Annotated in this window: 12 protein-coding genes and 1 riboswitch; of the genes, 1 reads left to right on the forward strand and 11 read right to left on the reverse strand. The window is 55.9% G+C overall.

The genetic code is table 11. The annotated features are described in order from the left end of the window. Positions 1–80: 80 nt before the first annotated feature. From uca to HII27_RS02345, 11 genes are all read right to left on the reverse strand, one after another. On the reverse strand, positions 81–3,683 hold the full coding sequence (gene uca, locus HII27_RS02295) for an urea carboxylase (RefSeq protein WP_185666339.1): 3,603 nt from the start codon (positions 3,681–3,683) through the stop codon (positions 81–83). 152 nt (positions 3,684–3,835) lie between these two features. After that, complete coding sequence (locus HII27_RS02300) at positions 3,836–4,468, reverse strand: urea amidolyase associated protein UAAP2 (protein ID WP_185666340.1); 633 nt, start codon at positions 4,466–4,468, stop codon at positions 3,836–3,838. Positions 4,469–4,479: 11 nt separating this feature from the next. Next, positions 4,480–5,196, reverse strand: a complete 717-nt coding sequence (locus HII27_RS02305) for an urea amidolyase associated protein UAAP1 (protein WP_185666341.1) — start codon at positions 5,194–5,196, stop codon at positions 4,480–4,482. Between the two features lie 4 nt (positions 5,197–5,200). Then, positions 5,201–5,977: an ABC transporter ATP-binding protein gene (locus HII27_RS02310; protein WP_185666342.1), complete on the reverse strand. Its 777-nt coding sequence runs from the start codon at positions 5,975–5,977 to the stop codon at positions 5,201–5,203. Beyond that, positions 5,974–6,789 carry an ABC transporter permease gene (locus HII27_RS02315; protein ID WP_185666343.1) on the reverse strand — a complete coding sequence of 272 codons (816 nt, stop codon included), beginning with the start codon at positions 6,787–6,789 and terminating at the stop codon, positions 5,974–5,976. The genes HII27_RS02310 and HII27_RS02315 overlap by 4 nt, the downstream gene beginning before the upstream one ends. 17 nt (positions 6,790–6,806) lie before the next feature. Then, positions 6,807–7,865: a putative urea ABC transporter substrate-binding protein gene (locus HII27_RS02320; protein ID WP_185666344.1), complete on the reverse strand. Its 1,059-nt coding sequence runs from the start codon at positions 7,863–7,865 to the stop codon at positions 6,807–6,809. Positions 7,866–7,922: 57 nt separating this feature from the next. Next, positions 7,923–8,021: riboswitch (guanidine-I (ykkC/yxkD leader) on the reverse strand. Positions 8,022–8,233: 212 nt separating this feature from the next. Next, positions 8,234–9,274: an ABC transporter ATP-binding protein gene (locus HII27_RS02325; protein WP_185666345.1), complete on the reverse strand. Its 1,041-nt coding sequence runs from the start codon at positions 9,272–9,274 to the stop codon at positions 8,234–8,236. Between the two features lies 1 nt (position 9,275). Then, the gene (locus HII27_RS02330; RefSeq protein WP_185666346.1) at positions 9,276–10,850 is read right to left on the reverse strand and encodes an ABC transporter permease; all 1,575 of its coding nucleotides are present in this window, start codon (positions 10,848–10,850) and stop codon (positions 9,276–9,278) included. A gap of 22 nt (positions 10,851–10,872) precedes the next feature. Beyond that, a complete protein-coding gene (locus HII27_RS02335; protein WP_185666347.1) occupies positions 10,873–11,889 on the reverse strand; it encodes an iron ABC transporter substrate-binding protein in 1,017 nt (338 codons plus the stop codon). 375 nt (positions 11,890–12,264) lie between these two features. Then, positions 12,265–12,717 (reverse strand): NUDIX hydrolase, encoded by a 453-nt coding sequence (locus tag HII27_RS02340; RefSeq protein ID WP_185666348.1) that lies wholly within the window; start codon positions 12,715–12,717, stop codon positions 12,265–12,267. Between the two features lie 10 nt (positions 12,718–12,727). After that, entirely contained in the window at positions 12,728–13,510 is a 783-nt protein-coding gene (locus HII27_RS02345; protein ID WP_185666378.1) for an AraC family transcriptional regulator, read from the reverse strand. 115 nt (positions 13,511–13,625) lie between these two features. On the opposite strand from HII27_RS02345, the gene HII27_RS02350 reads away from it, so the two are divergent. Continuing rightward, positions 13,626–14,348: a type 1 glutamine amidotransferase gene (locus HII27_RS02350; protein WP_185666349.1), complete on the forward strand. Its 723-nt coding sequence runs from the start codon at positions 13,626–13,628 to the stop codon at positions 14,346–14,348. The last annotated feature ends 224 nt before the right edge of the window (positions 14,349–14,572 follow it).

Consider the following 14,572-nt stretch of genomic DNA (forward strand, 5'->3'; position numbering starts at 1 on the left):
ACGCCTTTCTCAGATAGAACGCCAATGTCATTCATCACGAAGCCCTGGCGGCCTCACCAGCCGCCAGAGCATGAATGACATCAGACCGTTTTTTCCAGCACTACCACACACTGGCCCGCTCGCACCGAAGAACCCGGCTGAACGCGCACCTGGCTGACCACGCCGTCCTGCGAGGCTACCAACGGGATCTCCATTTTCATCGACTCCAGGATCACCAGCACGTCCCCTTCGCGCACGGTTTTGCCCACCTCAACGTTGACCTGCCACAGATTGCCCGATATCGGGCTGTCGATACCCGCCTGTCCTGGCCGCAACGGCGCATCATCGCCCTCATCCACCACCACGTCGCTGCTGTCAAAATGTGCCTGACCGTTGGCAATCCAACGCTCGCGCTCTGCGTCAAATGCCCCCTGCTGATGGGCGCGGAATGCGTCAATGCCAGGGGCTTCATCCGCGAGGAACCGCTGGTAGTCCGCCAGATTCAGCGTGGTATGTTCAATACGCAGCGGATAACGGCCCAGCGGAAAGTCACGGCGAATGGTCAGCAGTTCGTCGGCAGAGACCGGGTAGAAACGAATCTGGTCAAAAAAGCGCAGCAGCCACGGCTTACCATCAAAATCATCAACCGCGTGATAGCGATTCCACATCTGCAACGTACGGCCGACGAACTGATAGCCGCCCGGCCCTTCCATGCCATAAACGCAGAGATACGCCCCGCCAATTCCCACCGAGTTTTCCGCAGTCCAGGTTCGGGCCGGGTTGTACTTGGTGGTGACCAAACGATGACGCGGGTCGAGCGGCGTCGCGACCGGCGCCCCAAGATAGACATCCCCTAATCCCATCACCAGATAGCTGGCGTCGAACACCGTCTTATAGACTTCATCGATATTTGCCAGATCGTTGATACGACGAATAAACTCCAGGTTGCTCGGACACCATGGCGCATCGCGGCGCACGGTGGTCATGTATTTATCGATGGCTTTCTGACACGCCGGATCGTCCCATGAGAGCGGCAGCCAGACGATACGCGATGGCACCGCCAGTGATGCCTGCTCGCAAACGCCCTGCCATACCCCGGAAACTATCTCCAGAAGGGTTGCCAGACTCAGCGTTTCCGGCTGATAGTGAATTTGCAGTGAGCGAATCCCCGGCGTGAGATCGACGATCCCGCACAGTGATTTCTCTTCCAGCGCCTGCATCAACGCATGCCCGCGAAAACGCAGCACCAGATCCAGCTCCGGCTCGCCAATCTCCAGCAACAGGTGAGTATCACCGGAGAGTCGCGCCACCAGGCGCTGGTCTGCACGCCCTTGTTCCAGCACCACCGGCGACTCAAGGGCGACAGGTTCCCAGGCAACCTCTTGTGGTTCGAGGGTGGCGATCTCAGCTTTCTGAGCCTGCGCCAGACGGCGCGCAGTGGCGATATCAACCGGCACAAAACGGATTTTATCACCGGCTTTCACCTGCCCGACCGCCGGTAAATCAGCCTCAATAATGGTCACCGGGCAGACGAATCCGCCCAGACTTGGGCCATCAGGCCCCAGGATCACCGGCATATCCCCGGTAAAATCGACCGCGCCAATGGCATATGGGTTGTCGTGAATGTTTGACGGATGCAGACCCGCCTCGCCGCCGCTCTCACGAACCCACTCCGGCTTCGGCCCGATCAGGCGCACGCCGGTCCGGCTGGAGTTAAAATGGACTTCCCATTCGGTGGCGAAAAAGGTCGCCATATAGCCCGGCGTGAAGTACTCCGGCGCACCGTGTGGGCCGTAGATCACCCGTAGTTCACGCACGGTACCCAGTGTGGTGCGCAGTGCATTTGGCAGTTCGTTCTCCTGAACGGGTTCGGTTAACGGCGCAATATGCAGCACGTCACCGGTGCGCAGCGCCCGTCCGGCGTGGCCGCCGAACTGCCCCAGGGTGAAGGTACTTTTGCTGCCCAGATAGTCCGGCACATTGAACCCGCCGCGCAGACAGAGGTAGCTGCGTACACCCTGATGGCTGATTTCGCCCATACGTAAGGTCATGCCCGCTCGCACGGTGAAAACACGATTATTCACCAGCGGTTCGTTGTCCAACGTCAGCGCAATCTCTGCGCCAGTGACCACCAGTTGTGCATCGCAGTTAAATTTGAGCGTCGGGCCGCTGAGGGTGATTTCCAGCGCGGCGGCACTTTCATCATTGCCCAACAGACGGTTACCTAGCCGCAGCGCTCGGCTGTCCATCGGGCCAGAGGGCGGAACGCCTACCGCCCAATATCCTGTACGCCCGGGATAATCCTGCACCGTGGTCTGCGTACCCGCGTTAAGCACCTCCAGCGTGGAGGCCTGATAGTTGAGCCCTTCCAGGCATCGGGTCCAGGGTTCACCGCGAACAAACGGTGTGAAGGTTAAAATCTGCTGCAGGTAGCTGCGGTTGGTTTCCACACCGTAAAGACGTGTCTCTCCCAACGCGGTATGTAACGCCTGAACGGCGGCTTCGCGCGTCGGTTGCCAGGCGATGATTTTCGCCAGCATCGGGTCAAAAAACGGCGGGATATCGCAGCCGGACTCCACCCAGCTGTCGATACGCAGCGCACGGCGATCGTTTGCCGGAAACACCACTTCGGTAAGCAGCCCCGGAGACGGCTGGAACTGGCGGCCGGGATCTTCAGCATAAACGCGGGCCTGAATAGCATGACCATTCGGCTTGAGGGTTTCACGCAATGCCGCCAGCGGGGGCAACGTCCCCGCCGCCAGTTCAATCATCCAGCGTACGAGATCGACGCCCCATACCTGTTCGGTTACGCCGTGTTCAACCTGCAGGCGGGTGTTGACTTCCAGGAAATAAAACCGCTCGGCGTGGCTGTCGTAGACAAATTCGACGGTGCCCGCGCTGCGGTAGTTGACCGCTTTACCCAGCTTAATCGCCGCTTCACACAGTGCATCTTCCATACCGGCAGGCAGGTTTGGCGCGGGAGTCTCTTCCAGCACTTTCTGGTTGCGGCGCTGTACCGAGCAGTCGCGCACACCGAGAGCAATGACGTCTCCTCTGCCATCGCCAAACAGTTGTACTTCAAGATGTCGCGCCCGTTCGATGTATTTCTCGATAAACACGCCCGCGTCGCTAAAGTTGTTTTTCCCCAGTCGCACCACGGCGTCGAACGCATCGTTCAGCTCTTCAGCGCTATAGCACACGCGCATGCCGATACCACCGCCGCCCGCCGTGCTCTTCAGCATCACCGGATAGCCGACCTGCTCAGCAGCGTTCAGCGCTTCGTTCACATCCGCCAGCAGTTCCGTGCCTTCCAGCATCGGTACACCGTGCAATTTCGCCAGCGCACGCGCGGTATGTTTCAGCCCGAACAGACGCAGCTGTTCCGGTGTGGGGCCAACAAAGGCGATCCCTGCTTCTTCACAGGCTTCCGCAAACGCCGCATTTTCCGACAAAAACCCATAACCTGGGTGAATAGCCTGGGCGCCACTGGCCTGCGCCGCAGCAATCAGTTTGTCTATCACCAGGTAAGTATTGGCCGCCGGGCCCTCGCCCAGGCTCAAGGCTTCATCCGCTTCACGGAGATGCAGGCTGCTGATATCAGCCTCAGAATAGACCGCCACGCCGCGCAGATGCATGGCGCGCAGGGTACGCAGGATGCGGCAGGCAATCGCCCCGCGGTTCGCAATCAGGAGTGTCGTCAACATAGGTCAGACTCAATCGTGGCGGGTCGTCCCGCCGGAATTTGGCTCACCCATGGTCGTCCACGGGGGCAAAGGCGTTTACGGCAGGAGGCGTCCGGCACGGACTTCAAACAGGCGATAAATCACCTGACGCAGGCGTTGCCAGCGAGTTGGCGTTAGTTCCATATCAGCACCTCGGCAGGCGTTGGGTTCCAACCGTTGCAGGGGTTGTTCAACTGTGGGCAGTTGGAGATGAGCACAATGACGTTGCACTCGGCGCGCAACTCCACGTATTTACCCGGCGCGGAGATCCCATCCTCAAAGGTCAGCCCGCCCTGGGGCGTCACCGGTACGTTCATAAAGAAGTTGATATTCGCGCCAATATCGCGCTTTTGCAGGCGGCCGTCGTGCAGGCAGGCGCAGAGGAAGTTATCCCGGCAGCTATGCATGTGCCGTTTGTCGAGAGCATAACGTACGGTATTGCTCTCCTGAGCGCAGGCACCGCCGAGCGTATCGTGACGGCCGCAGGTGTCGGCGACGATGGTCAGCAGCGGGTTGCCGAGGTTTGAGTAGAGCACGCTGCCGCTGGTGAGATAGGCATTATTCTGGCGACGCAGCGTACGCTGGGCATCGTAGCGTTCACGGGGTTTATCCGCGTTATAGAACAGCGTGTCTACTGCCTGATTGCCTTCCAGATCGAGCAGACGCAGCGTTTGCCCTTTCTTCACTTCAAACAGGTAAGGTTCACCCGCCGGGATCACATGGCGGAAGCTGGCGTGTTGGGCTTGTTTCTCGCTGGCTATGGTCATCTTGTGGCTCCTTAGAGGGCAAAAAGTTGGGTGTTGGTAAGGGCGCGTTCGTTTTCCGGTCGCGTCAGCAACGCGTTAATAGCAGCGTCTTCATCTTCAGCCTGTCTCCAGCTCAACTGCACCGGGCGCGGCGCATATTCGCGGGACGGATCCATGGGATGTTGAAGCGCGGTCATCACTATCAGCGTGTCCATCGGCGCAAACAGCTCGACATAGCTACCCGGCTGCGAATGGCCGCTGTGGAAGCTGAACTGCCCGTGGTCATCTACCGTGACCTTGCTGAAGACGTTGATCACCATCAGCAGATCCTCAAGGTTGAGATCCCACTTACCCATCTCGACCAGCAGGTTGTCGGTGCCGTTACGGTAGAAACCGTTTCGCAAATCCTGGTAGCGCCCCTGCCCGTATTTTTCCGCCACTTCCTGTGCGTTCAGTACGCCGCCAAACGGGTCGTGCCAGCCGCTAGTATCGGCAGTGATCCCGGCCAGCACGCGGCCCATGTCGGAGTAAAAACAGTGCCCGGCGGTGAGGCGCGCTGTGTGCTGACCTTTCAGCGTATCGGGCAGGTTCAGACGCTCGCTTTTGTGGTGCGGGTTAAGCATCAGCAGGCTGACGTTTGCCCCGCCGTCTATATCCGTCATGCGTAGGATCTGTCCGCGTTTGAGCACGAATGACAGGTGTCCACCGCCTGGCAGAACCTCTTCGCGCAATGGTGTGTTCGTTTTCATAGGGTTACCCTTTTAATGCATAAACGTTGTCGGGAGCCGTACCGCTCAGCGCGGAGAGCCGCGTCTCGTTAAGCGGAATGTCATAAGTAATGCGCGCGCCAAAGGCATTCGGTGCCTGCGGGTCTATGCGCACTTTGTCGAACACCAGTAAACGGGTGCCGAGGTTGAAGCCTTCGGAAAGATCGTGCGTGACCATAAATACGGTCATCCGGGTTTCACTCCACAGTTGCAGCAGCAGCGCATGCATGTCTTTGCGGATGCCGGGGTCGAGTGCGCCAAAGGGTTCGTCAAGCAGCAGCACGCGGGGCTGCATAATGAACGCCTGGGCGATGGCTAAACGCTGCTGCATGCCGCCGGAAAGCTGTGCCGGGTACTTATCCAGCGCATGGCTGAGGCCCACTTTTTCCAGCATCTCCGCTGCCCGTTCGCGCGCCGCGCGTTTTTTGGCACCGAACAGTCGCCCGAACAGCGGCGATTGCGGCAGCTCGAGCCCAATGGTGACGTTATCCAGCACGCTGAGGTGTGGGAAAACGGAATAGCGCTGAAACACTACGCCGCGACTGCTATCCGGCTCGGCGCTTAGCGGCTTACCATCCAGGGTAATTGTTCCACGGCTTGGCGCTTCCTGACCGAGCAGCAGGCGTAGAAAAGTCGATTTTCCACAGCCGGATGCCCCAACCATCGAGCAGAACTCGCCCGCTTTGACCTGCAGGTTCAGACGCTCCAGCACGACGTGATCGCCATACTCCTGCCAGATATTGTTGATAGTGATAAAGCTCATGCCTTCCCTCCTTCCGCCCAGGGAAAACAGGTTTTATGTAACTGACGTAGCCCCAGATCCATCAGCCATGCCAGCAGCGTGATCCACAGGACGTAAGGGATAATCACGTCCATGGCCATATAGCGGCGCACGAGGAAAATGCGGTAGCCCAGCCCGGCAGTGGACGAAATCGCCTCGGCCGAAATCAGGAATAACCATGCCGATCCCAACAGCAGACGCAGCGAGGTCAGCAGACGGGATAACAGTTGGGGCAACACCACGCGCAGGACCAGCGTCCAGCTGTTGGCGCCCAGCGTTTGAGCTTTAATCAGGATCTCCGGCGGGATTTCGCAGGCGCGATGCTCCAGATCGCGTGCCAGCATCGGGGTGATGCCAATAACAATCAGCATCACTTTCGACAGTTCATCCAGCCCGAAAACGATAAACAGCACCGGTAATATCGCCAGCGGCGGGATCATCGACAGCACCGTCATCAGCGGTGACAGCGACGCGCGCCACAGCGGGAACACGCCGGAGGTCACGCCAATACACAGGCCCAGCAGTGAGGCAATCGCCAGCCCAACCAGCAGACGCGCCAGGCTGACCAGGGTATCGACCCAAAACAGATACTCTCCGCTGCGTTTATCCGGGGTAAACGCCATCCGCGATAGCGCGTCCAGCATCTGCTGTAGACCCGGCAGTAGCTTGTCCTGCGGGTTCGCTTCCAGCCGTACTGCAGAGCCAAAAAAGTAGGCCGCAAGCAGCAGGAAGAAAGGCAGCATGACCAGCATCAGCCGCAGACCAGAAGTGGGATGACGATTAATTTGTCGCATGGAAATTCCGTCCGTTATCACAGCGTGCCGGCAGCGGCCATTTTCACGAAGCTGTCGTCAAAGCGCAGTTTGACGTTACGGGCATCGCCTTGGGTTACGTTGCCCGGGAAGCTCATGCCGATAAAATCAGCGCTCTGCGCACCATCACCCAGTAGACCTTTATCGAAGGAGAACGCGGCCACGCGCTGCATGGTTTTCGCCAGTTCAGGAGAGCTGATAAAGGCAATATTGTCCTGCGGCGTATAGAACAGATGGGTGGTTTTGAGCTGTGCCTGATACCCAGCCAAATCGGTACCGGAGGCGGCGGCCATCGCATTTAGCGCGTTAGCATCCTGGGCTTTCATCAGCCCCATCATCTCGTACCATGCGCCGGTCAACGCTTTGCCGAGCGCCGGGTTGTCCTTCAGGGTTTCGCTGTTCACCACCATCATGTCGATAAGCTCGCCCGGCACCTGCGAAGAGCTGAACACTTCGGTGGTTTTTGGGGTGCCTTTGATGACGGAAAGCTGCGGGTTCCAGGCCACTGCGGCCTGTACGCTAGAGGTGCCGAACGCCGAGACAATATCAGCATCCGACGTGTTCACCACGGTGACGTCTTTCTCCGCCAGCCCGGCTTTTTCCAGGCCACGGACCAGCAAATAGTGAGAAACGGAGAGTTCTGGCAGGTAGACCTTCATCCCTTTCAGGTCTTTGAGGGTTTTGCCCTCGCCTTTCATCACTACGCCGTCATTGCCTTCCGAGTAGCTACCGAGGATCAACGCGGTGGAATCCACCCCACCCGCAGCGGGAATGGTGAGCGCATCCATATTGGTCATGGTGCAGCCGTCGAACTGACCTGCGGTGTACTGGTTGATGGATTCGATGTAGTCGTTAAGCTGGACAACGTTGATTTTGATGCCGTACTTGTTGGCCCATTTATCGATGATTTTGCTACTGCTGATGGTGCCCCACGGCATCCACCCGGCGTAAATGGTCCAGCAGACGTTGAACTCTTTTTTCACTGCAGCAAAGGTGGGGAGACTGACCAGCATTGCCAGCGACAGTACAAGAGAGCGGAGTAATGGCGTTTTTTTCATGCTTGACCTCTGAGTGGCACAAAATTAGGGGGCAGCGCGACACCAACTGGTGCTGCTGTCTCCCGGGCTTTTGTCCCGCCGTGTAACCTCTCAGAGGTCGCCCGCTCTCGGACCAGTCATTCACCGAAGTGAACCGGAACCCTAGCCAGCTATTGGTCAAATTGTGTGTGCTGCCCTTTCATATTTATCTAAGCAAGGGGTATGCCAGGTTTTAATTATCTTGTTTTTCAGGTTATTAGCGATTTCCAGCAGTGCCGATTCACTATTTTGGGGAGGGTTTGTGGGGCGGGTGCACTGCGGTGGTGCCGGGAGGATGTTATACAGAACAACAATGATTCCCCGGCACGCGAACGCACGGATAGAACTCGTCAATAATCGCCTAACACGCAGGCATTTCCCTCTATCTTCAGCACTACGGCCATATTCACCTGCCATTTTTGCAGACTGACCGTTTTCACTTGCAGCACATCAGGCCATGCCGGAGAGGTGAGCGTTAGCGTTGAAAAATGGCCGGTGAAATCCACATCGACGATGGTCACGGCCTGAGCCAAATTGCTGTCGGATAGATAAGGCGCGATAACGACCTGTTCAGGACGCAGCATGATGCGTTTTTCACCGCGCGTGAGTGGGTTATCCACCGGGATCGCGCCCAGCGCGCAGTTTGCCACCCCGCCGCTCACCTGCGCCGGGAAAATCAGCGCATCGCCGAGAAACAGCGCCGTAGCTTCATCCACCGGTTGCGAATAGACCGCCATCGGCGTCCCAACCTGGGCGAAGCGTCCCTTGCGAATCACCGCAATCTGGCTGGCAAACGAGAGCGCCTCCTGCTGGTCGTGGGTGACCAGAATCGACGCCACCCCGGCCTCATCCAGCAGATCCGCTGTGGCTTTGCGCGTTGCCGCACGCAGCCCGGTATCCAGCGCAGAGAACGGCTCATCCAGCAGCATCAATACCGGCTCCTGCGCCAGGGCGCGCGCGAGCGCAACACGCTGCTGCTGCCCGCCGGAGATCTCATGCGGCCAGTGATTGGCCAGTTCATGGCTGAGGGAGACCAGATCCATCAACTCTGCTACCCGACGCTGATTGTCCTTTTTTGACCCCTTCAGGCCGTAGGCAATATTATCGGCCACTTTCATATGCGGGAATAAGCCACCTTCCTGCGGCACAAAGCCGATGCCGCGCTGGTGCGCAGGCACAAAGGTGTTGGCATCAAACAACGTTTTGCCATTCAGGACAATCTGCCCGCTGTCCGGCGATTCAAAACCGGCCAGAATACGCAGCAAGGTCGTTTTGCCTGAACCGGACGGGCCGACAATCACCGTGCGGGAGGACGGCATCACCGTCAAGCTCAGATCCTCAAGCACCGGCATCTGGCCAAATTTTTTGGAGATATTCGTTAATTCAATCATCTTACAGGCCCGCTAATTTTTGCGACTGCACGTAAAGGAGTCCGGTCAGCGGCAGCGAGATCAGCACCATCAACAGTGCGTAAGGCGCTGCGGCAACATAATCAATTTCACTGGTTAGCGCCCAGAATCCGGTGGAGAGCGTTTTGGTACCCAACGGTGAAAGCAGCAGCGTCGCCGTGAGTTCGTTGGTAATGCCGAGGAACACCAGCGCGCCGCCGGCCGCAGCTCCCGGTGCGGCCAGACGCATGGTGATCCCCCAGATGGCGCGGGCCTGGGTTTTCCCTAAACTACGGGCAACGTTTTCCAGCTCCAGCGGTGCCTGCGCAATACCGGCGCGCAGATTCACCAACCCACGCGGCATAAACATCAGCAGATAGGCCAGAAACAGTGTGAACTCGGTTTGATAAAGCGGACGCAGATAATGGATGGTCACGGTGACCAACGACAACGCAACCACAATCCCCGGCAGCGAGCTGGTGAAGTAGTTGCACGCCTCCAGCGCGCGGAACAGCGGACGCGGGTGACGCACCGTCAGCCAGGTCACCGGGATCCCCGCCAGCATAATGAGCAACGCACCGCCGGAGGCCTGCACGATGGTCTGGCGCAGCGACAGCCAGAGGTCGGCCTGAGCCCAGTTTTCGATGCCACCCAGCCACAGCCAGCGACAGAGCACCGCCAGTGGCACCACCAGTGCCAGCATCAACACCGCCAGCGAGAAAAACTGCCCTATCACGCTTAGCGGTAAATTCAGCTGTAGACGATGCTGTTCGCGCGGCGCACCTGAACCCACGCGAGCATAGCGCGCTTTACCACGCGTCGTCCCTTCAAGCGTCAGGAACACCAGGCAGCAAAGTGCCAGCACGCCCGCCAGCATATTGGCCGCCGGGCCGCTAAACGTCGACTGGAACTGATCGTAAATGGCGGTGGTAAAGGTATCAAAACGGATCATCGCGTACAGGCCATATTCCGCCAGTAGATGCAGGGTGACCAGCAACGCGCCGCCCCAGATAGCCAGTTTTAGCTGCGGCAGAACAATACGGAAAAAAGCGGCCAAGGGCGGCGTGCCTAATGACGCGGCGACATCTTCTAGTGTCGGATCGAGGCGGCGCATTACCGCAGAGACCGGAAGATAAATGAAGGGGTAGTAAGCCAGCACCGAGAGAAAGACCCCGGCACCCAGGCCATGAATGGACGGCACCGCACTGACCCAGGCGTAGCTCTGCACAAAGGCCGGGATCGCCAGCGGCGCGACGGCCAGAACTGACCAGATACGGCGCCCGGCCAGGGTGGTTCGTTCCGTGAGCCAGGCAAGCATCACCCCTACCAGCACACAGAGCGGAACGGAAATGATCACCAACAGCAGCGTGTTGCTGAGCAGTTCAGCAACACGCGGGCGGAAAATGAGTGCCTTGACCGTGTCCCATCCGGTGTCAAAACCAATCACCACCACAAAAACCGGTGGGATCATCGATAACAGCGCGAACAGTATCGCGAGCAAAATCATTGTCAACGCCGGACGGCGTCGCACCCCACTGCGCCGGAGATCCGGCGCGTGGGTAATATTAACCACTGACATCAGGCACTCACCACTACATCAATTAAAGAAGGCCAGCTTGCGTCATCAAATCAATGACTTTTTTGTTGTTGAGCGTGGAGGCTTCAACTTTTGGTGCATCCAGATCCTTCAGCGGAACCAGTTTCGGGTTGGAGGCGGCATTCACGCCCACTGCGTATTCAAACGCGTCGTTGGTGCGCAGGCTGTCCTGACCCGCTTTGCCGGTGATGTATTTCACGAAGGCCTGTGCCTGCTGCTGATGTTTGCTGGAAGCCAGTACGCCGCCACCGGAAATGCTGACAAACGCGCCTGGATCCAGGTGTTTGAAGTAGTGCAGCTGGGTATTTTTACTGTTTTCACCGGTTTTCGCCTGATCAACAAAACGGTAGTAGTGATAAATCACCCCGCCATCAATTTGGCCAGCGTTGACGGCTTTCAGCACCGTGCTGTTACCTTTGTAGGCCACGAAATTAGTTTTCATCCCTTTCAGCCATTCCAGCGTCGCTTTCTCACCTTTCAGCGCCAGCACTGCGCTGACGATAGCCTGGAAATCAGCACCGGATGGAGATGCGGCCCAGCGCCCTTTCCACTCAGGTTTCGCCAGATCCATTAACGATTTTGGCAGCTGGGATTCATTCAGCTTAGCCGGGTTGTAGACGAACACGGTGCTACGCGCCGCGATACCAATCCAGCGCCCGTGTTCTGGACGGTAAGCCGGAGCAACCTGGTCCAGGGTGGCTTTATCCAGCGGCGCAAACAGCTTCGCGTTATCAACCAGCACCATCGCCGGGGAGTTTTCAGTCAGGAAAACGTCAGCAGGAGATGAAGTGCCCTCCTGCACCAGCGCGTTGCCCAGTTCGCTGTCGCCGCCGTTACGCAGCGTCACCTTGATGCCGGTCTCTTTGGTGAAACCGTCAACCCAGGATTTCACCAGGTTTTCATGCTGGGCGTTATAAACCACAAGACCGTCGCTGTTGTCCGCCGCGCTGGCGAACGGTGTTAACAATACAGATGAGGTCAGCACCGCAATGGAGCAGAGGGATGAGAAACCAAACTTCATACGTTAATCCTTTATAGAAATGAGTAGATAACACCTGAATGCATAGCGAGTGGATTAAAGCACATCAATATGAAAATGGTAATGATAATGATTTCATTTATCACATAACGGTATGAAATAGGGAGAATGATAAGAATGCTGCAATAAAAATCCTGAATCGCAACCACGGGTGGCGATAAGGTTAAGAAATCCTTAAGAAAATATTTATGGTAGGGTGTTCCGCCACGTTAGGCGGTTCTACCCTTTGAATTACTGACTTTAAACCGGAGGAAACATCTGCTTCTGGCGTGAAGATGGGGATACGGATGAGTTGAAGGTCCGCTGTGAGCGAAAAGCGGACATTAAAATTCAGTTTGAATTAACATTCGTTGTTGATTAGTTGCCTCTGCCACGCTCCAGAAGAGATTCTGAAAAACTTTGGTGCAGCGTTTCCACTAAGGGCATTAGTTGATTTTCTGTAAGTGGGGCCAATAGTAGAGATTTCGAACCGTCAGTGGAATACCAGATAACTTCTTCGATCTCCGCTGCTGGCTGAATATCGCTTGCAGTAAGGACACAGTGATAAATATCAGCAATAACGACGCGGCCTGGCTCGTTTATCGCTTTATCAGTGAATCGCCCAACGTAGCTAAAGTCCTGGCCTGTCAGGTTAAGATTCAGCTCCTCTTGCAGTTCTCGCGATAGGGCCGCGACAGGGGATTCATCTGGTTCCATTTTACCGCCTGGCTGAATAAAGTGAGTCGTGCCACGTTTTCTGACCAGCAGACAGCGCCCGGATTCGTCAGTAATGATGGCTGAGGCAATGCAGATATCTTGATTGGTATTCATTGTTTCCTCTTTACGATAACGGGTTAGTAAAATCGCGTGGCGTTGAATCCAAAATGGAGCGAAAAGCAGCAGTAAATGCGGCTGGACATGAGAAACCTAGCTGAAAAGCAACCTGTTTGATTGGGATGCCATTCGCGAGAAGATCTAACGACGCACAAATTCTGGCTCTCTGCCTCCAGGTTCTGTAACTAAATCCAGTATCCTTAACAAACAATCTCGAAAATGTACGTTCAGACACGGCTGCAATAAAAGCAAGCTCACTCAGCGATATATCCCAGCGCTGATTAATCAGCAACTCTCTGACTGCATTGAATAATCGCTCGTCATGTGGCATTGGAAGCTCCGCAGCTAATGGGGGAGCCTCGCTGAGAATTTCCAGAAGCAACAGAGCCATTTTCCGTTGGCTCGGTTCGTTGTAGTCCTCACTGAATAGCCCAGCTATCAACTCTTTCACAAGTGCCGTAGCAGTAATCACATGCACCTGGCTACTCTTCGTAAAGTTCGTGCATTCTGCTATGAGGCTGCTGCTGAAATAGATAGCCCGTAGGTCTGTTTGTGAAAGCAGGTTGTAACTATGGATCTGAAGAGGCGGTAACCATAATGCACGCTGGGGAGGTATTACCCAGCGGTTACTCTCTGTTTCAACCAGCATCACCCCCCTGGAGGCAAACAGTAGCTGTCCCTCAACATGATGATGTGGAGGATCTTCCTCTCCACGTTGATAGCTTATCGCTGTGCCTGACCAGCCAGTTGCTTCATCATGTCTTGGCGCCTTATCTATACTACCTGGCATTTCAGATTTAGCTCCTGCAATTATGATATCAAAGTTGGAACCACCCGCTGTACAGCCGTAATGGGTGAGTGATTTATTATTCAAATTATCATCGATATTACAGGAGCATATCCTAATGCGAGTCCACTTTATCGTACATGAAAGTTTCGAAGCCCCAGGGGCTTATGAAACATGGGCAAGAAATCAGGGTCATGATGTGACGTACTCACGTGTGTACGCTGGTGAAGTGTTACCAGCAAACGCCGAAGGCATCGATTTTCTGATCGTTATGGGCGGTCCGCAAGACCCAACCATTACTCTGGAAGAATGCCCGCACTTTGATTCCAAAGGTGAACAGGCATTGATTGCTTCTGCGGTTCTCTCGGGTAAAGCCGTGATTGGTATCTGCCTCGGCTCACAGCTAATCGGTGAAGCGCTGGGCGCACCGTTTGCTCACAGCCCTGAAAAAGAGATTGGTAAATTCCCGATCACTTTAACTGAAGACGGCTGCAAGGATGAAATGTTCTCTCACTTTGCTAAAACGCTTGAAGTTGGTCACTGGCATAACGACATGCCAGGTCTGACCCCGGAAGCAAAAATTATCGCTTTTAGCGAAGGCTGTCCGCGCCAGATCGTTTCTTATTCAGACCGCATCTTTGGTTTCCAGTGTCATATGGAGCTAACCCTGGAAGTTGTTGAACAGCTGATCGCTCATTCAGAAAAAGACCTGAGCCTCGCCGCAGAATATCGCTTCGTTAACACCCCTGCTGAACTTCGTGCTCATGATTACAGTGAAATGAATCAGGTCTTGTTTGGATTCATGGATAAGCTGGAGGCACGTTACAAAGCAGCTCAATAAAAAACTAACGCCCGGCGATACTTGTTACCGAATATTAGTTTCAATGTCCGCTTATGGCACAAACCTGAAGCGCCCCCCCATCGCTATCAGGCACTTCATCTGCTCCCGTATAAACCCCGGCGTCGCTGCTGTACGACCGGATACATAGGTAACACTTCAGACCGGGAACATAGGTAACACTTTCCTAGTCTATCCGGATAATACTACGGCTTTTCCGGTCATAG

Origin of the sequence: Kluyvera sichuanensis, from assembly GCF_014218705.1 — a bacterium.
In the GTDB taxonomy this organism is placed as follows: domain Bacteria; phylum Pseudomonadota; class Gammaproteobacteria; order Enterobacterales; family Enterobacteriaceae; genus Kluyvera; species Kluyvera sichuanensis.